Source organism: Pseudomonas fluorescens (genome assembly GCF_902497875.1).
In the GTDB taxonomy this organism is placed as follows: Bacteria; Pseudomonadota; Gammaproteobacteria; order Pseudomonadales; family Pseudomonadaceae; genus Aquipseudomonas; species Aquipseudomonas fluorescens_BR.
In genome coordinates this window covers 38,415-59,913 of the sequence record NZ_CABVHY010000033.1, presented here as the reverse complement: position 1 = coordinate 59,913, position 21,499 = coordinate 38,415, and the positions used below count along the sequence as shown (strand labels likewise).

18 protein-coding genes are annotated in these 21,499 nt (G+C 59.7%); 12 read left to right on the top strand and 6 right to left on the bottom strand.

Annotation, left to right across the window (positions count from 1 at the left end):
* The first annotated feature begins 11 nt into the window (after positions 1-11).
* From F8N85_RS27150 to astA, 6 genes are all read left to right on the top strand, one after another.
* Complete coding sequence (locus tag F8N85_RS27150) at positions 12-737, top strand: ABC transporter permease (protein ID WP_150806586.1); 726 nt, start codon at positions 12-14, stop codon at positions 735-737.
* The gene (locus F8N85_RS27145) at positions 734-1,444 is read left to right on the top strand and encodes an ABC transporter permease (RefSeq protein ID WP_150806585.1); all 711 of its coding nucleotides are present in this window, start codon (positions 734-736) and stop codon (positions 1,442-1,444) included. Before F8N85_RS27150 ends, F8N85_RS27145 begins: the two co-directional genes overlap by 4 nt.
* Before the next feature lie 79 nt (positions 1,445-1,523).
* Entirely contained in the window at positions 1,524-2,285 is a 762-nt protein-coding gene (locus tag F8N85_RS27140) for an ABC transporter ATP-binding protein (RefSeq protein WP_150806584.1), read from the top strand.
* Positions 2,286-2,297: 12 nt separating this feature from the next.
* Positions 2,298-2,777 carry an Lrp/AsnC family transcriptional regulator gene (locus F8N85_RS27135; protein WP_150806583.1) on the top strand — a complete coding sequence of 160 codons (480 nt, stop codon included), beginning with the start codon at positions 2,298-2,300 and terminating at the stop codon, positions 2,775-2,777.
* 277 nt (positions 2,778-3,054) lie between these two features.
* Positions 3,055-3,996 (top strand): citrulline utilization hydrolase CtlX, encoded by a 942-nt coding sequence (ctlX, locus tag F8N85_RS27130; RefSeq protein ID WP_150806582.1) that lies wholly within the window; start codon positions 3,055-3,057, stop codon positions 3,994-3,996.
* On the top strand, positions 3,993-5,027 hold the full coding sequence (gene astA, locus F8N85_RS27125; RefSeq protein ID WP_150806581.1) for an arginine N-succinyltransferase: 1,035 nt from the start codon (positions 3,993-3,995) through the stop codon (positions 5,025-5,027). The genes ctlX and astA overlap by 4 nt, the downstream gene beginning before the upstream one ends.
* 16 nt (positions 5,028-5,043) lie before the next feature.
* Here astA and F8N85_RS27120 read toward each other — a convergent pair whose 3' ends face one another.
* The gene (locus tag F8N85_RS27120; protein WP_150806580.1) at positions 5,044-5,751 is read right to left on the bottom strand and encodes an HPP family protein; all 708 of its coding nucleotides are present in this window, start codon (positions 5,749-5,751) and stop codon (positions 5,044-5,046) included.
* Positions 5,752-6,098: 347 nt separating this feature from the next.
* Here F8N85_RS27120 and F8N85_RS27115 point away from each other — a divergent pair, with 347 nt between their 5' ends.
* The 3 genes from F8N85_RS27115 (at position 6,099) to ligD (ending at position 9,749) form a co-directional block, all read left to right on the top strand.
* Entirely contained in the window at positions 6,099-6,614 is a 516-nt protein-coding gene (locus F8N85_RS27115; protein WP_150806579.1) for a DUF4142 domain-containing protein, read from the top strand.
* Between the two features lie 72 nt (positions 6,615-6,686).
* Entirely contained in the window at positions 6,687-7,109 is a 423-nt protein-coding gene (locus F8N85_RS27110; RefSeq protein ID WP_150806578.1) for a hypothetical protein, read from the top strand.
* 75 nt (positions 7,110-7,184) lie between these two features.
* A complete protein-coding gene (gene ligD, locus F8N85_RS27105; RefSeq protein ID WP_150806577.1) occupies positions 7,185-9,749 on the top strand; it encodes a DNA ligase D in 2,565 nt (854 codons plus the stop codon).
* Positions 9,750-9,778: 29 nt separating this feature from the next.
* On the opposite strand, the gene F8N85_RS27100 is transcribed toward ligD, so the two are convergent.
* Positions 9,779-10,126: a type VI secretion system contractile sheath small subunit gene (locus F8N85_RS27100; protein WP_150806576.1), complete on the bottom strand. Its 348-nt coding sequence runs from the start codon at positions 10,124-10,126 to the stop codon at positions 9,779-9,781.
* Positions 10,127-10,473: 347 nt separating this feature from the next.
* Between F8N85_RS27100 and xerC the strand changes: the two genes are divergently transcribed.
* Positions 10,474-11,430, top strand: coding sequence for a tyrosine recombinase XerC (gene xerC, locus F8N85_RS27095; protein ID WP_412072512.1), 957 nt, complete (start codon positions 10,474-10,476; stop codon positions 11,428-11,430).
* A gap of 18 nt (positions 11,431-11,448) precedes the next feature.
* On the opposite strand, the gene F8N85_RS27090 is transcribed toward xerC, so the two are convergent.
* From F8N85_RS27090 to nirB, 3 genes are read right to left on the bottom strand one after another with little or no spacing between them, the layout of a single operon-like run.
* A complete protein-coding gene (locus F8N85_RS27090; protein ID WP_150806575.1) occupies positions 11,449-11,934 on the bottom strand; it encodes a CBS domain-containing protein in 486 nt (161 codons plus the stop codon).
* A gap of 44 nt (positions 11,935-11,978) precedes the next feature.
* On the bottom strand, positions 11,979-12,374 hold the full coding sequence (gene nirD / locus F8N85_RS27085) for a nitrite reductase small subunit NirD (RefSeq protein ID WP_150806574.1): 396 nt from the start codon (positions 12,372-12,374) through the stop codon (positions 11,979-11,981).
* Positions 12,374-14,932 (bottom strand): nitrite reductase large subunit NirB, encoded by a 2,559-nt coding sequence (gene nirB, locus F8N85_RS27080; RefSeq protein WP_150806573.1) that lies wholly within the window; start codon positions 14,930-14,932, stop codon positions 12,374-12,376. Before nirB ends, nirD begins: the two co-directional genes overlap by 1 nt.
* Positions 14,933-15,566: 634 nt before the next feature.
* On the opposite strand from nirB, the gene F8N85_RS27070 reads away from it, so the two are divergent.
* Both F8N85_RS27070 and F8N85_RS27065 read left to right on the top strand, forming a co-directional pair.
* Positions 15,567-18,440 carry a caspase family protein gene (locus F8N85_RS27070; RefSeq protein WP_191636271.1) on the top strand — a complete coding sequence of 958 codons (2,874 nt, stop codon included), beginning with the start codon at positions 15,567-15,569 and terminating at the stop codon, positions 18,438-18,440.
* Between the two features lie 6 nt (positions 18,441-18,446).
* Positions 18,447-20,291, top strand: a complete 1,845-nt coding sequence (locus tag F8N85_RS27065; RefSeq protein ID WP_150806570.1) for a peptidase M4 — start codon at positions 18,447-18,449, stop codon at positions 20,289-20,291.
* A gap of 15 nt (positions 20,292-20,306) precedes the next feature.
* On the opposite strand, the gene F8N85_RS27060 is transcribed toward F8N85_RS27065, so the two are convergent.
* Positions 20,307-21,353: a hypothetical protein gene (locus F8N85_RS27060; RefSeq protein ID WP_150806569.1), complete on the bottom strand. Its 1,047-nt coding sequence runs from the start codon at positions 21,351-21,353 to the stop codon at positions 20,307-20,309.
* Between the last annotated feature and the right edge of the window lie 146 nt (positions 21,354-21,499).

Here is a 21,499-nt window from a genome sequence, read left to right as displayed (position 1 = left end):
GGGTGACTGACGTGAATTTCTTCCTGAATATTCTGGGCCTCGACGTGTCGGCCCTGCAGGGCTATGGCCCTCTGTTGCTGCATGGCACCTGGGTGACGCTCAAGCTGTCGTTTCTTTCGTTGCTGGTGAGCATGTTGATGGGCCTGCTGGGTGCGGCCGCCAAACTGTCGCCGCTGCGCATCCTCAACCTGCCGGCGACCTTCTACACGACACTGATCCGCGGCGTTCCCGATCTGGTGTTGATGCTGCTGATTTTCTACAGCCTGCAAGGCTGGTTGAGCAGCCTGACCGAGGCCATGGACTGGCCCTATATGGAAATTGATCCGTTCGTGGCCGGGATCATTACCCTGGGGTTTATCTATGGCGCCTACTTCACCGAGACCTTTCGCGGAGCGATTCTCAGCGTCCCACGGGGCCAGCAAGAAGCCGGTGCGGCGTTTGGCTTGAACCGCTGGCAACGGTTTCGCTTCGTGGTGTTCCCGCAAATGATGCGCTTCGCTTTGCCGAGCCTTGGCAACAACTGGCTGGTACTGCTCAAGGCCACGGCGCTGGTATCGATCATTGGCTTGTCGGACCTGGTCAAGGTCGCCCAGGAGGCTGGCAAAAGCACCTTCAACATGCTGGATTTCCTGCTGTTGGCGGCAGCGCTGTACCTGCTGATCACCAGTGCCTCGAACTATGTGCTGCGGGTGCTTGAGCGGCGTTACAACCAGGGCGTGCGGGGGATGACGCGATGATCGAGTTGCTTTCGGAGTACTGGAAACCCTTTCTCTTCAGCGACGGCTATAACTTCACCGGGCTGGCAATGACCTTGTGGTTGCTGTGCGTAAGCATCGTCCTCGGGTTCTTTCTTTCGCTGCCCCTGGCGATTTTGCGGGTTTCGCGCTGGGGTGTGCTGCGCTGGCCGGTTCAGCTGTTCACCTATGTGTTTCGCGGTACGCCGCTGTATATCCAGTTGCTGATTTGCTACAGCGGGATCTACGGCATTGCAGTGGTTCGTTCCCAGCCGCTGCTGGAAGCTTTTTTTCGCGATGCGATGAATTGCACCTTGCTGGCGTTCACCCTCAACACCTGCGCCTACACCGTGGAAATCTTCGCCGGGGCGATTCGCAGCATTCCCTACGGTGAAATCGAAGCGGCCCAAGCCTATGGCTTGAGTGGCTGGCGTTTGTACCTGCGGCTGATCCTGCCGTCGGCGTTGCGCCGGGCACTGCCGTATTACAGCAACGAAGTGATCCTGATGCTGCATGCGACTTCCGTGGCCTTTACCGCGACCATTCCAGACATCCTCAAGGTCGCCCGCGACGCCAACTCCGCGACCTTCATGACCTTCCAGGCATTCGGTATTGCCGCGCTGTTGTACCTGGCGCTGTCTTTCGGGCTGGTGGGCGCATTCCGCCTGGCCGAGAAGCGCTGGCTGAGCTTTCTCGGGCCGGCTCACTGAAGCCGTTGCCGACGCTTTTTCACTTCCCTTGTTTCTGTCCAGAGCTGTGCCGACAGCGGTCCGGCTCCAGGAGTCTTTCATGTACAAACTGACAGTCGAAAATCTGTATAAACGTTTTGGTGACAATGAGGTGCTCAAGGGCGTCTCGTTGAAAGCGCGGGCCGGCGATGTGGTGAGCATGATCGGCGCCAGTGGCTCCGGGAAAAGCACCATGTTGCGTTGTATCAACTTCCTTGAGCGGGCGGACGAAGGTTCCATCGAACTGGACGGTGAACGGATCGCCACCCGGCCAGCCGCAGGCGGTATGCGAGTATCGAGCCCGGCGCAGTTGCAGCGGCTGCGCACGCGCCTGGCCATGGTGTTCCAGCATTTCAATCTGTGGAGCCACCTGACGGTTCTGGAAAACATCACGCTGGCGCCATGCCGCGTGCTGGGCATCAGCCGCAAGGATGCCGAGACGAGCGCCCGTGCGTATCTGGACAAAGTCGGTTTGCCACAACGAGTCGCCGAGCAATACCCGGCGTTTCTATCCGGCGGTCAGCAGCAGCGAGTGGCGATTGCCCGGGCCCTGGCGGTGGAACCGCAAATTCTGCTGTTCGACGAGCCGACCTCGGCACTCGATCCGGAACTGGTGGGGGAAGTACTAAAGGTAATACAGGCGCTGGCAGAGGAAGGTCGTACCATGCTGATGGTGACCCACGAAATGGGTTTTGCCCGACAAGTGTCCAGCCAGGTGCTGTTTCTGCATCAAGGTCGGGTCGAGGAGCAGGGCAGTGCAGAGATTCTCGATCAGCCGCAAAGCGAGCGTTTGCAGCAATTTTTATCGGGCCGTTTGAAGTGAGGCAAGACGTACATGGCGGATATCCGCGATCTGTCGATCGTGCTTGATCGTATCGATCAGGCAATCATTGAGGTGCTGCGCCACGATGGGCGCATCACCTATCAGAAGCTTTCCGAGCGGGTCCACCTGACACCCAGGCCGTGCCTGGAACGGGTGCGCAAGCTCGAACAGCTCGGCGTTATCCGCGGCTACGGGGCGATTCTTGACGAAAAGAAGCTGACACCGGGGTTGTCGTTGCTGGTGCTGGTGGCGCTGTCGAACCAGAGCGGGCGGGCGGCGCAGAAAGCCTTCGAAGCCAAGGTCCGTGCCTGTCCGCAGGTGCTTGAATGCCGCTTGATCAGCGGTGCTTTCGACTACAGCCTGCGCATGCGCTGTCGGGACATGGAGCACTATCGGGTGCTGACCGAAACCTGGTTCGATGATTCGGAGTTGCATATCGACAAGCTGGTCAGCCATCCAGAATTGGCCATGGTCAAGACGTCGATGGAGTAAGCCTGGCTACAATCGTTGTCTGTGAGGCCGCCAAAAGATCGCAGCCTTCGGCAGCTCCTACGCCGACCGGGTACACCCGATATTACGGGTTGAACACAAACCTCGCGTAGGAGCTGCCGAAGGCTGCGATCTTTTGATCTTCCCGGCCCTCACCGAATCGGCTGCCTACCCCCTCGCTTTCAGCCATTTCCATCACCCCGACCCCCATTATCAGCCGGGTTTTCCCGGTGCCGAATCAGACAATGAGCCCCTCTCAACCCTCATTGATTCTGTGCCTATGCAAACCACCAATACCGTTTTGATGATTCGCCCGACACGTTTCTCCTTCAATCAGGACACCGCGGCCAACAACCATTTCCAGCGCCCGGCAGCGGCTGCCGAAGATGTGCAGCTCAAGGCGCTGCAAGAGTTCGATGGCTATGTCGCCGCGCTGCGGGAGCAGGGTGTCACCGTGATGGTGCACAACGACAGCGAAGCGCCACACACCCCCGACTCGATTTTCCCCAACAATTGCTGGAGCAGTCATCCTGACGGCACCTTGGTGCTGTACCCGATGCAAGGCCATAACCGGCGCCTCGAGCGGGACAAGGGCGTGCTGGACTGGTTGCGCGACGAGTACCGGGTCGAGCAGTTGCTGGATCTGTCCAGCCTGGAACAGCAGGAAGTGTTCCTCGAGGGCACCGGCAGCATGGTGCTCGATCGTCAGCAGCGCATTTGTTACGCCGGCTATTCCACGCGCACCCATGCCCGGGCCCTGAATCAGTTGGTTGATCATCTGGGCTATGAGCTTTGCGCGTTCAATGCGCTGGACCGCCAAGGCGTCGCCATTTACCACACCAATGTGATGATGAGCGTGGGCAGCAGCCTCGCGGTCGCCTGCCTGGAGTCGGTCCGCGATGCGGGCGAGCGCTCGACGTTGCAGGCGCGCTTGCAAGACAGTGGCAAGCAGGTGATGGCGCTGAGCTGGGAGCAGCTTGAGTCTTTTGCGGGCAACATGCTCGAAGTCCATAACGCCGCGGGCGAACCCTTGCTGGTGATGTCGCGCACGGCCTGGCAATCACTGGATGCCACCCAACACAAGCTGATCGAGCGTCACGCCAAACCGCTGCCAGTGAACATCGACACCATCGAACGCATCGGCGGCGGCAGCGCGCGCTGCATGCTGGCGGAAGTCTATCTACCTAAAAAACCTGAAACCACAGCGGAGCAACTGCGATGATCGTCCGTCCTGCAACCATGGCCGATTTACCGGCCCTGCTGACCCTGGCCCACAGTGCCGGCACCGGTTTGACCACCTTGCCGGCGGATGCAGTGCGCTTGCGCCAGCGTCTGGAATGGGCGGAAAAAACCTTCGCCGGCGAGGCTGAGCGAGCCGATGCCGACTATCTGTTTGTGCTGGAAGCGGACAACGGCCAGGCCATCGGCATCTGTGCCCTGGCCGGAGCCGTCGGGATGCGCGAGCCCTGGTACAACTACCGCCTCGGGCTGTTTGTCGCCGCATCGAAAAGTCTCGGCATCAACCAGCAGCTGCCGACACTGTTCCTGGGCAATGACATGACCGGCCATTCGGAGCTGTGCTCATTGTTCCTGCATGCCGACCACCGCAATGGGCTCAATGGGCGATTGCTGTCGAAGGCGCGTTTTCTGTTCCTGGCCGAGTTTCGTCAGCAATTCGGCGACAAGGTGATCGCCGAAATGCGCGGCTATTCGGACGAGGAGGGTGTTTCGCCATTCTGGGAAGGTCTGGGGCGGCATTTCTTCAAGATGGACTTTGCCGATGCCGACTACCTCACCGGCCTTGGCAACAAGACCTTTATTGCCGAGTTGATGCCCAAGTTCCCGCTACCGACCTGTCTGCTGCCGGAAGCGGCGCGTTCGGCGATCGGTCGGGTTCACCCCAATACCGAACCGGCGCTGGGCATGCTCAAGGCCGAAGGTTTCGACCACAAGGATTACATCGATATCTTTGACGGCGGGCCGTTGATCGAGTGTGCCACCGGCGACATCCGTGCGGTGCGTGACAGCCAGGTGTTGCAGTTGAGTATCGGCACACCCGGCGATCAGGCAGTGCCGTATTTGATTCACAACCGTCAGTTCGCCGATTGCCGGATCACCGCCGCCCCGGCACGGGTTGCTGCAGGCACCTTGATTGTCGATGTGGACACCGCGAAGGCCCTCGGTTTGACTGCCGGGACTTCGGTACGGGCGGTGAGTCTGGCGGTACCGGCGCGGCAATTGGCGGCGGCCTGAGCAAGCACCAACAGATTCAGACCCGGCTGGACAGCACTTCGCCGATGCTGCGGCGCCTGGCGTGCAGTTCGCTGGCGTGGATCAGCAGCTCGAGGTCCTCGGGGGTCACGTCGAAGAACTCTTGCATGTCTTCCAGCGCGCGCTTCAGGTCTTCGGCGGTGATGCCTGCTGGGTCTATGGGTGGGTGATCGGCGGGAACCACCGGAACCTTCTCGTTATGGCTTTTCGGGTAGCGTATCCGCGTCAGGTTGTTATAGGCCAGCGCGCTGAACAGCATGCACAACGCGCTGAGCATGACCGAGCCCAGGGCCAGCCAGTCCAGGGCGATGGTCGCAGGATCAGCCAGCACCAGCAACAGGGCCAGGGCTCCGGCCGGGGGATGCAGGCAACGCAGCCAGCACATCAGCATCAGGGCCATGCCGGCGGCCAGGCACGCACTGCCCAGGGTCCGACCGAGCACGTGAGCCACCAACAGCGAAATCACCGCCGCGGTGAAGTAGCCGCCAAGAATCGACCACGGCTGAGCCAGCGCGCCGGACGACACGGCAAACAGCAACACCGCCGAAGCGCCCAGCGGACCGATCAAGTGCAGCGCCACTTCCATCCCGAACACCTTTGCGCAGCACCAGACGCTAAACATAGTGGCGAAGGACATGCCGATGGCGGCACGACTCCATTCTGCGGGGCGGGTGTTGATGGCGGCAGGAAACCAGCGAGCGAGCATGACGAAGACGATCCAATGACAAAAAAACCGACAAAAAAAGAGCACTCTGGAGCACCAGAGAGCCCTTTGAACGTTCCAGCATTTGGGAGGCAGGAACCAGCACAGTGTGCCGATGAACGGCATCCCCTACAAATTCATAATAATGCGCTTTAAGTGCATTAGTTTTGCTGTATCTCCACTCTGCGCCCATCGAAGTTGAACGTGATTGTGCGGGGGGGCGACGAATGGAATTTCCTTCCAACCAGCCAGTGCCACTGAACAAAAAGATGAACCTCTGCAAAAACCCGAGGCTCAATACAGGTAGCGGTAACCAAAACAATCCGGAACCACGAGACGAGGACTTCATAATGAATACTCTGTTGCGCAGCGGCGCTTTCGCTCTGGCTTTCACACTGGCTGGCGCGGTGCATGCGGCCCAGGATGCTGATGATTTTGTCGAAGAGGCATCGGCCAAAGGCGTTGCCGAAGTCGAGGCGGGAAAACTGGCCAAGGAGAAGGGCACCTCCAGCGACGTCAAAGCGTTTGCTGACATGATGATCAAGGATCACGGACAGGCCGGCGAGAAACTCCAGACACTGGCCACCAGCAAACAGCTCAAAGTCTCTACCGATGCCGAGCTGATGGACAAAGCCAAAGCGATGATCCTTGAGTTGCGTAACGCCAAGTCCTTCGACCAGGCCTATGCCAAGAATCAGGTCAATGCCCACGAAGCGGCTATCAGCTTGTTCCAGGATTATGCCAAAGACGGCACCGATGCCGAACTCAAGGCCTTTGCCCAACAGACATTGCCAACGTTGCAAGAGCACCTGGAGAAAGCCAAGGCGCTGGCCGCAGCGCATGGCGGTAGTCAGGCCAATCCATAACCGCAGGTTAGCCGAAGGCCGGCGTCCCGGTGCCCGTCTTCGGCACAGCCGCAAGCATCAAGGCAGGCAGACATGAACACGCACACCTTCATTCTCGGGTTGGCCATGCTGGTCAGCAGCTACAGCCATGGCGCTGCCTGCGATGTTGTCACCCGCTCGCAAAGCAGCGCGGTGCCGAGTGTTGAAACCCATACCTGTTACCGGTTCACCGGTGTGCCGCCGGAGGCAATCGATTGGTCATGCAGCAACGAGAGCAAGGAAATGCTCACCAGTGAAAAACGCCAGGTCGCCCAGTGCCAGACCGGCTCGGTCGGCAGCTGCATCGCGACACTGACCCAGGAGGGGCTGGCCAATCCGCACGCGACGAGCAAGGCACCCGGGCAGGATCCGCTGAACATTCCCCAAGGCGCGCAGGTGGTCACCTATTACTACCAGACCGCGCACCTGCCACAGGCACGCAAAGACTGCGAAATGGCGGGCGGTCGTTGGGAGTGAGCCCGGAAGCGATCATCACCCATGGATTGTCGCTGGAGCAGGCGCGCAGAGGTATGAGAGATCCGCAGGTGAGCCATGAGCAAAAATCTGGACGACTACAATCGCATGCGAGACTTCGCCGCCACGCCGGAACCTGCGGCGAACAAATCGGCAAAGCGCTCGAAAAAAACTGCGCACGCCTTGCAGTTCTGTATTCAAAAGCACGATGCCTCTCGACTGCACTACGATTTTCGGCTGGAGCTCGATGGCGCGCTCAAGAGTTGGGCGGTGCCAAAGGGACCGTCTCTGGACCCCAAGGTAAAGCGACTGGCGGTGCACGTCGAAGATCATCCGATCGATTACGTCACGTTCGAGGGCAGCATTCCCGAAGGGCATTACGGCGCAGGCGATGTGATTGTCTGGGACCGTGGGGTGTGGATACCTCAGGAAGACCCTGCCAAAGCCTATGAAAAGGGCCGTTTGAAGTTCGAGTTGCAGGGCGAAAAACTCAGCGGCCTGTGGAACCTGGTGCGCACCCACATGCCGGGCAAGCAAGAGCAATGGTTTCTGATCAAGCATCAGGACAATGCAGCGAAGCCCGAGGCCGAGTATGACGTGGTCAAGGCCGAGCCGGACAGCGTCCTTAGCGACCGCACGATCGTCCCCAAGGCGCGAGGCACGGACAAACCCAAACCCATCAAAAAAAATCCGGCACCTGCGCAAAAGTATAAATCGCCGCAATTGACCGGCGCGCGCAAAGCCAAACTGCCCGAACTGCTCAAGCCGGAACTGGCGACACTGGTCGACAGCGCGCCGGACGGCGACTGGAGCTATGAAATCAAGTTCGACGGTTATCGAATCATGGCCCGTGTCGATCACGGCGAAATCCAGCTGTTCACCCGTAATGGTCATGACTGGACTCACAAGCTACCCCAACAAGCAGCGGCCCTGGCTGCCCTTGGTCTGGAGTCAGCCTGGCTTGACGGTGAAATGGTGGTGGCCAACGAGCAGGGAGTCCCGGATTTTCAGGCCCTGCAAAACGCCTTTGACTCAGGTCGCAGTGGCGGCATCGTTTACTACCTGTTCGACTTGCCTTACCTCAATGGCGTTGACCTGCGAGAGGTGCCCGTCGAGGAACGAAGGGCCGCCCTGGCGACGGTGCTTAACCTTAACGAAGAACCGCTTCTGCGGTTCTCCGAGGCATTTGGCGAGGGCCCGGAAGCCTTGCTCAACAGTGCCTGTGAAATGCAGATGGAAGGGTTGATCGGCAAACGTCTTGGCTCGCCTTATGTGTCCCGGCGCAGCAGTGACTGGATCAAACTCAAGTGCAAACATCGACAGGAGTTTGTGGTGGTTGGTTACACCGACCCCAAAGGTGCGCGCAGTGCCTTTGGTGCCTTGCTTCTGGGGTTGCATGATACCGACAGCGGCGAATTGCGCTATGCGGGGAAGGTGGGGACCGGCTTTAACGAAGGAACCCTCAAGAGCATTTATCAACAACTCAAGCCGCTGGAGACGAAAAAACCGGCGGTGGTCAATCCACCGAGCGGTTTTGAGGCTAAAGGCGTGCATTGGCTGAAACCGAATGTGTTGGCAGAAGTCGCCTATGCCGAAATGACCAAGGATGGGTCGGTACGCCATGGGGTATTTCATGGGCTGCGTGACGATAAACCTGCCAGGGATATTACTGAGGAGCGCCCGAAGGATATGAAAAAACCAGCCAGCGCTGCGAAAAAACCACCCGCCAAGGTCGCCTCAACCCAAGCTGCGTCGGGTACCGGCAAAGTGCGCATCACCCACCCCGACCGAATCATCGATGCCACCAGCGGCACCACCAAAGTGCAGCTTGCGGAGTACTACGCCAGCGTCGCCGAGTGGATCCTGCCTCAGCTCAAGAATCGACCGGTGGCACTGGTTCGGGCGCCCGAAGGCATTGCCGGGGAATTGTTCTTCCAGAAAAATGCGGAGCGCCTGGCCATTCCGGGGATCGTTACTCTGGACAAGGACGTCACCGGGCAGCCGGTGATGATGATCAATAACATCGAAGCCCTGGTCGGGGCGGTGCAGATGAGCACGGTGGAGTTGCACACCTGGAACGCCACCTCTGACAACCTGGACAAGCCCGACCGATTTGTCCTTGATCTCGACCCCGACCCGGCATTGCCCTGGAAAAGCATGGTCGAAGCGACGCAGTTAACCCTCTCGGTGCTCGATGAACTGGGACTCAAGGCATTCCTCAAGACCAGCGGTGGGAAGGGCATCCACCTGATCGTGCCGCTCACCCGCAAACTTGGCTGGGATGAGGTCAAGGATTTCAGCCACGCGATAGTCAGCCACATGGCCAAGCTGTTGCCCGATCGATTTTCCGCGGTATCCGGACCGAAAAATCGGGTGGGGCGAATTTTCATCGACTACCTGCGCAATGGCCTTGGCGCTACCACCATCTGTGCCTACGCCGTGCGCACTCGCGAAGGGCTGCCGGTGTCGGTACCGATCTTTCGCGAAGAGGTCGCGCAGCTGAAGGGGGGCAATCAATGGAATCTGCACACTGTGTATGAGCGCTTGGTCGACGTTGGTGACGAACCCTGGGCGGACCTGAAGAAAACCCGACAGACCATCACCGCTGACATGTGTCGACGGATAGGGATGCGCAAGGTTTGAACATTAAAGACCGCATCGCAGACTTCTGGTCAAGGTATTCGACCCGGCGTTGGGAGTGGTTCTGAAGGCCGCTTCCTGACGGCGTGTTCAGGTGCCCATTGCCGGTGAAAGTCGAGGGGCCGACAGACCACTTTGCCCAGCATCCGATCATAAGTCTCGTTGTTGAAAAGCCCCCATTCAATACGCTCGCGCAACCGCGGATTTTCCGCCAGCGGCCCCTTGAGCGCTACCAGGGCATTGCGCAACGCTCTCAGTGTGTTCAGTTGTGGCAAGGGCAGCGGCGGTTCGCCGTAGAGCAGAGCCTGTGAGGCAAGAGGGTCGATGCCTTCGCGCAACGATCGGGCAGGCTGGGCACTGAGGGGGGCATCTTCGGGCATGGAGGCACCAAGGGTAGTTTGGCAAGAAACGCATTAACTTTTCTGTAAGTCGATTTTACCGATTGATTATGAGCCGCTCGAGGGGCGCTCATAGGTGATGGTTACCGATTTATGTGTAGGCTCTTTCTGCGAGAGAGGGGAAGGTTCAAGAACACGGCTTTGAACTTGGGCAATGGTCGGAAAACAGGAAAAAACCGGGCAAAAGGCTGTATATCCGAGAGCCAGGCAGCTAAGGTTCAGGGTCTGCGTTGCACCGACTTTCCCCAGAGAAAAAACCTTCTTTGCATTAGGACAGCTCAACTAGTGAGCTATTAGGTTGAGCCATTTTCATTTAAGGCCTGTTCAGTTTGATTGATCTACCCGATACCGAATTACCGAGTACCTCAAGCGCCGCAAAAGGTAACGCTAATCCGCTGACGCTCTATCTGGCTCGTCTGGCGCCTTCCAGCCGGCTGACCATGCGCTACGTGCTGCAGGATGCCGCGGACCGGCTGGGTTTCGACGAGGTCAATATCGAAGAAATCCCCTGGCATGAGCTGCAACCTGGCGACGTCATCGCACTGGTCGCGGCCTTGCGTACCGATGGCTATGCACCCAACACCTCGTCGTTGTATGTCAATGCCGTGCGCGGGGTGATGAACGAAGCGTGGCGCCTGAGCCTGATCACCCAGGACCATCTGTTGAAAATGCGTTCGGTCAAACCCATCGCCGGCACACGCCTGTCCCAGGGCCGCAATCTCAAGCGCACGCTGATCCAGGACCTGATGGCGGTCTGCGCCGCTGACCCACGCCCGCAGGGGCTGCGGGACGCTGCGGTGATTGCGATTCTGTATGGCTCGGGCATGCGCAAATCCGAGTCGGTGAACCTGGAGCTCAAGCAGATCGACTTCAATGAGCGCAGCTTGCGAGTCACCGCCAAAGGCAACAAGGAGCTGATCAAATACGCCCCGAGCTGGGCCTTCGCCAAGCTCGATGCGTGGCTGGAGTTCCGCCGCTCGCAGTTGATCGAAGGGCAGGAAGACGATCCGTTTCTGTTCAACCGGATTCGCCGCGGCAGTCACATCACCCGTGAGCGCATTACCAAACACGCGATCTATTACATCGCCCGGCAACGCGGCACCCAGGTCGGGGTGAAAATCATGCCGCATGATTTTCGCCGTTCATTCATCACCCGAGTGATCGAGGAGCACGACTTGTCGATCGCGCAAAAGCTCGCCCATCACACCAACATCCAGACCACCGCGAATTACGATGTTCGGGATGAAAACGAGCGGCGCAGGGCGATTGATCGCTTCGACCTTTGAATGGGCCGACGATGCCGCTCAGGTTCGCGCCCCGGAGCTGTGATGCTCGATGGAAAGGTCGGTCCATTCGCCGCGAATATACTGTTCGAACTGACGGATCAGATCGGCCTGTTCGACGATGGCTTCCTTGACCAGGTCGCCAATGGACAGCAGGCCGAGCAGCTGATCGTTCTCCACCACCGGCAAGTGGCGCAGGTGGCTGTCGGTCATGACGCCCATGCACTGCTCGATGCTTTGGCTGGAATCCACCGTCACCACCGGTGCGCTCATGATCGCGCTGACGGGGGTGCCGACCGAGGAGCGGCCCTGGAGCACGATCTTGCGGGCGTAGTCGCGCTCGCTGATCACCCCGACCACCTGACCGTTTTCGATCACCGGTAGCGCGCCGACATTTTTTTCCGCCATCACCTTCAGCGCTTCCAGCACCATTTGCTCGGAGCCGATAGTGTGCACTTGCTGGTTTTGCCGGGCCTTTAACTTCAGGAGTTGCGCAACGCTTTTCATCGGGGTCTCTCCAGTGCTGTTAACGAGGGTGACAGAGCGGACAGTTAACCCGCGCTACTCACGCCAATCTCCACCACATCGCCGTTCAGCCGCACCGGCCAGACTCGCAGGCATTGCTCCGGATACTCCAGGCAACGACCGTCTTCGAGGCGAAAGTGCTGCTTGTACAGCGGCGAGGCAATCACCAGTTCGCCCTTGAGGCTACCGACGATGCCCCGGCCAATGACATTGGCACCGGATTTCGGGTCGCGGTTGTCGATGGCGTAGAGGGTCTTGCCTTGCGTGTCAGGCAGGTGAAACAGCGCCACCTGGGTGCCCTCATGCAAGGCGACGACGCCGGAGTTGGCCACCAGGTCCTGAAGGCTGCACAGCGCCTGCCACAGCGCAGGATGTTGATTGGCGCGTTGCGGCTCGATACGGACGACGTTTGACTGGCTCATCAGAGCACCTCCTCGGTTACGGGAATCAAGTGGAGTTCGCTGGCGTGTACGGGCCGGCGCTGGCCGCGCTCCTTGACGAAATGGATGTCCGGGTCGCCACGCTTGTCGTTGACGAACGTACGGAAGCGCTTGAGCTTTTCCGGGTCGTTGATGGCGTTGGCCCATTCGCATTCATAGCGGTCGACCACCAGCTGCATCTGCGACTCCAGCTCGGCGGCCAGGCCCAGGCTGTCGTCGATGATGACTTCCTTGAGGTAGTCCAGGCCGCCTTCCAGGCTTTCGCGCCAGACCGAGGTGCGCTGCAGTTTGTCGGCGGTGCGGATGTAGAACATCAGGAAGCGGTCGACGTAGCGCAGCAGGGTTGCATCATCCAGATCGGTGGCCAGCAGCTCGGCGTGACGCGGGCGCATGCCGCCGTTGCCGCAGACATACAGATTCCAGCCTTTCTCGGTGGCGATCACGCCGATGTCCTTGCTCTGCGCTTCGGCGCATTCACGGGTGCAACCGGACACCGCCAGCTTGAATTTATGCGGCGCGCGCAAGCCCTTGTAGCGGTTCTCCAGCAGCAGCGCCATGCCCACGCTGTCTTGCACGCCGTAGCGGCACCAGGTGCTGCCGACGCAGGATTTCACCGTGCGCAACGACTTGCCGTAGCCGTGGCCGGTCTCGAAGCCGGCCTCGACCAGCTCGCCCCAGATATCCGGCAGTTCATGCAGCTGGGCGCCGAACAGATCGATGCGCTGGCCGCCGGTGATCTTGGTGTAGAGGTCGTATTTCTTCGCCACGGCGCCGAGGGCGATCAGCTTGTCCGGGGTGATTTCGCCGGCGGCAATGCGCGGGATGATCGAGTAGGTGCCGTTTTTCTGCATGTTGGCCATGAAGGTGTCGTTGGTGTCTTGCAGCGACACCAGCGCCGGATCCATGATCGGCTGGTTCCAGCACGAGGCGAGAATCGAGCCCACCGCGGGTTTGCAGATATCGCAGCCAGTGTGACCGCGGCCGTGCCTGGCCAGCAGTTCGTCGAAGCTGATGATTCCTTCCACCCGCACCAGGGCATAGAGCTCCTGACGGGTATGGGCAAAGTGTTCGCACAGGCTCTTGTCGACAGCGACGCCACGGGCGCTGAGTTCGTGTTCGAAGACCTGCTTGAGCAGCGCGCTGCAACCACCGCAGCCGGTGCCGGCCTTGGTCTTGCCCTTGAGCTCGCCGAGGTCGGTGCAGCCGGCGTCGATCGCGCAGCACACCGCGCCCTTGCTGACGTTGTGGCAGGAGCAGAGGGTCGCGCTGTCCGGTAGCGCATCGGCGCCGAGTGTCGGCGCGCCGTCCGACAGTGGCAGGATCAGGCTCGACGGATCCTTGGGCAGCGCGATGCCATTCTGCGCGTACTGCAGCAGGGTATCGTAGTAACTGTTGTCGCCGATCAGCACCGCGCCGAGTACGTGCTTGCCGTCGGCGGAGACCACCAGGCGTCGATAGCTGGCGCTGGCTTCGTCAATGAACCGGTAGCTCTTGGCACCCGGCGTGGCGGCGTGAGCATCGCCGATCGAACCGACATCAACCCCCAGCAGCTTGAGCTTGGTCGACATGTCGGCGCCGGTAAAGGGTTCGTAGTGTTGACCAGCCAATAGCGCTGCGACGTTGCGCGCCATGCTGTAGCCCGGCGCGACCAGGCCGAAGATACTGCCGTTCCAGGACGCGCACTCGCCGATGGCGAAGATCTCGGGGTCGCTGGTGCGGCAATGGTTGTCGACCACCAGCCCGCCGCGAGCGGCCACTTCCAGCCCGGCGCTGCGGCCGAGTGCATCCTGTGGGCGGATGCCGGCGGAGAACACGATCAGGTCGGTTTCCAGGAACTCGCCATCGTTGAAGTTCATGCGGTAGGCATAGTCTTCACCGGAGACGATTTCCTTGGTCGCCCGTGACAGATGCACGCCGACCCCCAGGGCCTCGATTCGCGCTTTCAGCGCTTCACCGCCCAAGGCGTCCAGTTGCACCGGCATCAGCTGTGGGGCGAATTCGACGACATGGGCTTGCAGCCCCAGGGATTTCAACGCATTGGCGGCTTCAAGGCCGAGCAAGCCTCCGCCGACCACCACGCCACGGTGGGCATTGGCGGCCGCCTCGCGAATTGCGTCGAGGTCGTCCAGGGTCCGGTAGACCAGACGCGAACGGCCTTCGGCACCGGGGATCGGCGGCACGAACGGATAGGATCCGGTGGCCAGCACCAGGCGGTCGTAAGCCTGGCGTCCGGCACTGGTGACCACTTCTTTGCGCTCGCGGTCGATTTCCAGGACCTGCACCCCGAGGTGCAGGTGCACGCCGTGGCGGGCGTACAGATCGGCCTCGCCAAGGGCCAGGGACTCGGCATCGCGGCCGCCGAAGTACTCTGAGAGGTGCACGCGGTCGTAGGCACGCTGGCGCTCCTCACCGAACACATGTACGTGATAGTGGGCGAGGGCGCCGTGCTCGATCAGTTGCTCGACGCAATGATGACCGACCATGCCGTTGCCGATGACAACCAATGTTTCGCTCTTGATCGGGGTGACGATAGCGTTCATTGCCTTTCCTCAGTCGAAGCCGCTGCCTTGGCATGGCCAAAAAAACCAAAAAAAAACGCCTGGAGCCGACTAGCAGCTCCAGGCGCCTTTGCCTGGTATTCATTCGTGTGTGATGGGGTGAAAGCCGCGGCCACGTTGCCCGGTTCACCCGTCCCGGGCCTTTGCAGGCCGGTGGTCAGCAGTGACCACTCGGGAGGTATACAAGGTGTAGAGCACATTCCATGCCAGCTTCAGTCGAGCCGGCTCTCCCATGAAACAACGGATGCACGCAATCCCCGTGTAGGAGCTGCCGCAGGCTGCGATCTTTTGGAGGCTGCACCCACCCCCTGTAGGAGCGAGCTTGCTCGCGATGGATTCAAGGGCGGCGCGTTGATTCAGAAAACACGCGTTATCGTTAACGTCTATCGCGAGCAAGCTCGCTCCTACAGTGGGGCATGACCAGTGCGGCGAATTGAACCAGAAAGGTGCGATGCGAGTTTGGCGGTGGTTTGTTTTGGGGCAGTTCGGGACTTTGCCAGCTACAGACCGCCCGCCATTGACCGGCCCGCCTGGTTATAAATGGACAAAGTGCCATTCCCACCTAAAGTTTCCTTCAGTGTCTTCTCGAGTAACCTTGTCTCAGAGGTTTTCCAGCATGTCGACGCCCACCTTTATCAGGCTCAGCCTGGAGCAGTTCACGCAGCTGCTTGCTCAATACCCCTTCAGTCGCAAAATCAATGCCGTGCACATGCATCACACCTGGCGACCGAGCCGACGGGACTTCAAAGGGCATGAAACGATCGTCGGCATGTGGCGGTTTCACACCCAGACCAATGGCTGGAGTGATATTGCCCAGCACATCACCATTGATCCCGAAGGCTTCATCTGGCTGGGGCGCAACTGGAACCAGCCACCGGCGAGCGCGGCGGGGCATAACGGCAATGCCTCGTTCGGCCCGTTCATGTTCGAGATGGTCGGTGATTTCGACCAGGGCCGCGACCCCTTTGATGGTCAGCAACGTGATTCGGCATTGCGGGTGGTGGCCCTGGTTCAGGAGAAATTCGACCTGACGCTGGAAAGCCTGCGCTTTCATAGTTCGATGTCGAGCAAGTCGTGCCCGGGCAACAGCCTGGACTACCAGCAGATTCTTGCCGAGGTGCAGAGCCTGCGCGAGCAGATAGCCGGCCAGGGCCAGGGTCGTGGCTTCGGTGAAACGGAGGGACCCTTTCCCGGTGAGCAGGCTAATGTCCTGCGCGATGCCATTGACGCGCTGTCGCGCACGCCAAGGGGCATCGATCCGGCGGATGCGGAGTTGTCTCACGATGAGCACGAGGCGCGGTCCACCGATGGGTCGCGAGAGCCGTCCGCAACGGCGCGCGGCCACGGGTTGACCCCCGGCCAACTGGCCGCGCTGCAGCCGCACCTGGTCAACCTCACCGTGGGGCGATTCACCAGCGAAGGTGAGGTCACGACTTCAGCGGCCGATGTCGATGCGATATTCGAGGAGCATTTGATCGAGGCGCTGGCCGTGGCGAAGCGGGAGAATCGCAAGCTGCGCGTGTTGCTCTATGCCCACGGCGGGTTGATTTCGCAGTCCGCCGGCCTGGAAATTGCCCAGAAACATTTGGCGTGGTGGCTGAGCAATGGAATCTATCCGATCTTCTTCATCTGGCGGACCGGCTTTTTCGAGACTATCGGCAGCCTGCTCAAGCGCGCCTGGCCGGGGGCGGCTCGGGACCTGGCCGACTACAGTTCGGACCTGCTGATCGAAGGTGCGGCGCGATCCCTGGGTGGGGAGAGCATCTGGGGCGGGATGAAGTACAGCGCCGAACGGGCAGCTGACCCGGTCGATGGCGGGGCCTGGTACGTCGCCGGCAAGCTCAAGCAATTTTGTGACGCCCATCCCGAAAGTGTCGAACTGCATGGGATGGGCCACAGTGCCGGGGCGATTTTTCATTGTCATTTCCTGACCGCCGCGCACCATCTCAGAGTACCGAAATTAGCCACCCTGCAATTTCTCGCACCCGCGGTGCGGGTCGACACCTTCAAGCAGCACCTGCTGGAACTGTTGCACAAGGGTGAGGTGGCCGAGAAGATCACGATCTTTACCATGAAAAAACTCTTCGAGAAGGCGGACGACTGCGCCGGGGTATATCGCAAGTCGCTGCTCTATCTGATTTTTTATGCATTGGAAGAAAAGCGCGGCACACCGATTCTCGGGCTCGAAGAGAGCCTGCGCGCGGATCCTGTGCTCAAGCAGCTGTTCAATCTCGACGGCAAGAACAGCGGGCCGGGAGAAGTCATCTGGTCGCAGTCAGCATCCGACACCGGGCTCTCGGCCAGCCAGTCCACCTCCCATGGCGGCTTCGATGATGACCCGGTGACCATGAACAGCGCCTTGCTGCGCATTCTTGACCTGCCGGATGCCGGCAGGATCAACCCCTATCCGCGGGCCAAAGCGCTGTCCCGGGCTCGGGCATGGACCGAGGAGGTCGATTGGCCCGAGGGCTTTGAGCAGTGGCGTCAGAACGCCTCGATTGCCCCGCCGACGCGCTACCCGGCGTCGCCGACTGCGGTTTCGCTCCAGGCCGTTGGCGCGTCTGCGGTGGCGGCAGGTGGCCGGCGCATGGCGCTGTGCATCGGGATCAATGATTACCCTGAACCGGAACATCGGCTTGCCGGCTGTGTCGCCGATGCGCAGATGTGGGCGCAATCTCTGAGCAAGCGCGGCTTTTCCATCCAGATGCTGCTCAACGGCCAGGCCACCCGCGAGGCGATCGACCGAAGTATTCGCGAGATGGTTACTGACTCGCGGGCCGGGGATGTGATCGTCCTCCAGTACTCCGGCCACGGGACCTTTGTCACCGACCTCAATGGCGACGAAGACGATGCCAATGACGAAGCGCTGTGTCCGTTGGACTTTGCCACGGGCGCGCTGTACATCGACGATGACATCGCCGAGATCTTCGCCCGCTTGCCGGACGGAGTGAACCTCACCTGCTTCATGGACTGCTGCCATTCAGGCAGCAATACGCGGTTTGCGGTCGGTGGCGTCAATCAGCGCCCATTGGGCCGAGACGCTCGCAAGCGTTTCGTGCCGCCTAGCGAGGAAATCAACCGCGCCCACGCGCTCTTTCGCCAAGCCCGCGGCGGCGTCTCGCGGGCCATGGACAGTGGCGGGGCGCAGGGCATGCGCGACATCAAGTTCGCCGCCTGCCAGGATGATGAAGTGGCGTGGGAAAGCGACGGCCATGGCGAGTTCACCCTGCGCGCTACCCGCGTGCTCGACGAGGGTAGTCAGATCACCCATGAGCAGTTCACCCAGCGGGTGGTTGGCGATTTCGGCGCGCAAGCCCGTCAGCATCCCAAGCTCGATTGCAACGACAACGCCAAAGTCGCGGTGCTGTTGCAACCGCTGCAGAGCGTCCTGGTGGCCGGTCCGGGGCGGCAGTCGGGTTCGGAGAGCGCCGTGCTGATGCAGATCCTGCAGCTACTGCAACAGTTGAACAGTCAATCCGGCAGGAGGTAACCGATCGTGCCAAAGGAACCCAAGCGCCCTGGCGAAGGGGTCGACTTCTGCCTGGCGGGGTCATTCGGCTGGCTACCGAGCCCACCCTACCAACGGGACCCCGCAGACCCGTTGTACCGACCATTGCGGATCTATACGGTGGACCCTTCGGTGCGGCGCCTGGAGGGCGCCATTGGCACCATCAATGTACCCTTCGAGAGATTCAAAACCGCCGGGCTCAGCGGTTGTCTGTTCCGGGTCGAGCATCGCAACACCCAGTTGGGCCTGGAGTATCGCCAGGCCGACCTGGATGAGCTCGGGGTACTGATCGCCAATGGTTATGAACCTTCGCCGTCGGACCCGCGCTTTCATCAGCAGATGGTCTATGCCGTCAGCAGCAACATCTACATGGCCTTCAAGCTGGCGCTGGGACGCGACCCGAGCTGGGGATTCGGCAATGAACAGGAGCCAGTACCGCTCACCTTGCACCCGCATTACGGCGAGAACCGCAACGCTTACTACACCCAAGGCAGCCAGGGCGGCGAGATCCGTTTCGGCTATTTCAAGGCCAGCGACACGCCCAGCGATCGATCGCTGCCGGGCGGCTACGTCTTCACGTGCCTGTCACACGACATCATCTCCCACGAAGTCACCCATGCGCTGCTCGATGGCCTGCGCCCATGCTTCAGCCTGCCGTTGAGTGTGGACGTGCCGGCCTTTCATGAAGCGTTCGCCGACCTGGTGGCAATTTTTCAACACTTCAGTTACCGGGAAGTGCTGATCGCCTCGATCCGCAGGTGCAAAGGCAATCTGCTGCAAGCCAGCTTGCTGACCCAGCTGGCTCAGCAGTTTGGTCACACCACCGGCAAGAACGGTCCACTGCGCAACGCGATAGAAATCAATTTCGAGCAGCCGCGACAGTACAAGCCGGATCTGGAAGTGCATGAACTGGGATCGATTCTGGTGAGTGCGCTGTTCGAAGCCTTTGCGCAGATCTTCGAGCGCAAAAGCGCACGCTACATCCGCCTCGCCACCAACGGCTGCGGGATACTCCCGCCCGGTGACCTGTCCCACGACTTGCAAGTGCTGCTGGCGGAAAAGGCCAGCAAGCTGGCCCGCCAGTTCCTCACCATCTGCATCCGTGCCATCGACTATTGCCCACCCACGGCAATCAATTTCGGCGACTACCTGCGAGCGCTCATCACCGCCGATTACGACGTGCTGCCGGATGACACATGGGACTATCGGGGGGCGATCATCGACAGCTTCCGGCGGCGTAATATTTACCCGCGCACTGTTACCAGCCTCTCGGAAGACGCCTTGTTATGGCGAGCGCCACGGATAGACTTGCCCCGCGTGTCGGCCCTGGACTTCGCCTCCCTGCGTTTCGAAGGGGACCCGGCGCATTGCGCCAGCCCCCAGGAACTACGCCGCCAGGCCGGTGTGCTGGGGATGTATGTCAGCAGGCCCGAACACCTGGCCGAGTTCGGCCTGGTCGCCGCGGATGACCGGCGCTTGCAGGGCGACAGCGTCAGCCTGCCATGCGTCCAGTCGATCCGCACCTTGCGTCGAGTCGGTCCTGATCAGAGCGTGACCTTCGACCTGGTGGCGGAAGTCACTCAAAAGCGTCATGTAAAGGCCTCCGGGCAGGGCCCGGCGTTTACCTATCAAGGGGGATCGACGGTGCTGATCAGCCCGGTCGGCAAAGTGCGCTATGTGATATTGAAAAGCGTGGGTGGCGACGACCGGCTGGAGCGTCGACGCAGTTTCCTGACAAGCGCAGAGGGCCAGAAATACTGGCGGATCAGCCCGCAGGGTTACTCGCAGATCGATGAGATGTTCCGCTTGGTGCATGAGGGGCAGGATCCATGAAGGTCCTGTTTGCTATCAAACCTTTGTTGGAGGCGGGGGAGTGACGTCCGCTACCCTGAGGAATAGTTCCTTGGCTTTCTGATAGCCATAGTCAGTAAGGAAGTCATTGTAGATGTGAAGGTTCAAGGCGATTTTACTCGCGTAATATTTTAGTGGGACCTCTATTTCTTCATAGTTGATGTAGTCGATGGAAACAAGATGCTCAATCATCAGGATATGATCAAAAAACGATTCGAAACAATCGCGTATAAATAGTTCTTTTCTGCTGAAATTCAGATTGTGTGTTCGAAGTCCGGAAATGACGTCTTCGGTCAGAATCGGGACCGAAGTTCCATCTATCAGGTAGTAGCGACCTGTCCAATCAGTCATCCTCATGGCTGCGTGAGCCAACGGGTCGCTGAACAGTGATTTAAGCTCTTCTTTAGCCGCACTCGCCTGTTTGTGGCGATTCTCCCGTTGTTTTTCGGTATTCCCGACCCTGAATTCGACCAGCGCCTTCCAGGCCGCCAGTAGCGCCGCCGGGACGCCAATCACAGTCACGATGATTATTATCAGATCCTTGAGCGTCATTGGCTGTGGGCTCTCTACGATGGGGAAAACTGAAGCCGGGAGCTCATGGTTGACCGGAAAAATATCATAGAAAACAAGACCAAACAGTGCAACAGCCACGTGAGGCAACATTACATGAGGATAAAACAACACCTTGGCAAAGGTGGCGATGCGATTGGTCTTGTAGGCATTGTTCCAGGCGCGATGTATTTGGAGCGGAGCCAATTCCCCGGTGGGTTTCTCGAAATAGACTTCGAGCACTTTGACCCGTTGGTAATAAGCATCCTGGAATGTTTTCCAACTGGCCTCAATGCACCAAAATAGCAAGCCGCTGATAAACACAACGAATGAGACAGCCGGTTCGTTGAATATTGCGGAGCCCACCAGGGTGGCGAAGCCGAAGGTAACACTCCAGGCTTTTATTGTCAGGGCGCGGGAGTCGAACGCATCTATGGCGCTTTGCAGGTGGAAATACTCTTGTTGAAGAACTTTTGATTTATCGATGTCTTCCACGTTAACCCCCGCCTGGTTTTCCCGGATCCGACGAAAAAACAGGGTAATTTCGATAGGCCAGTATCCACACGATAGCTGCTTTTTTCAGGGCAAGGATGTACAAACATGGTTGCCATGTCGGGTGCTACCGAGCCCTGCCATCAGTG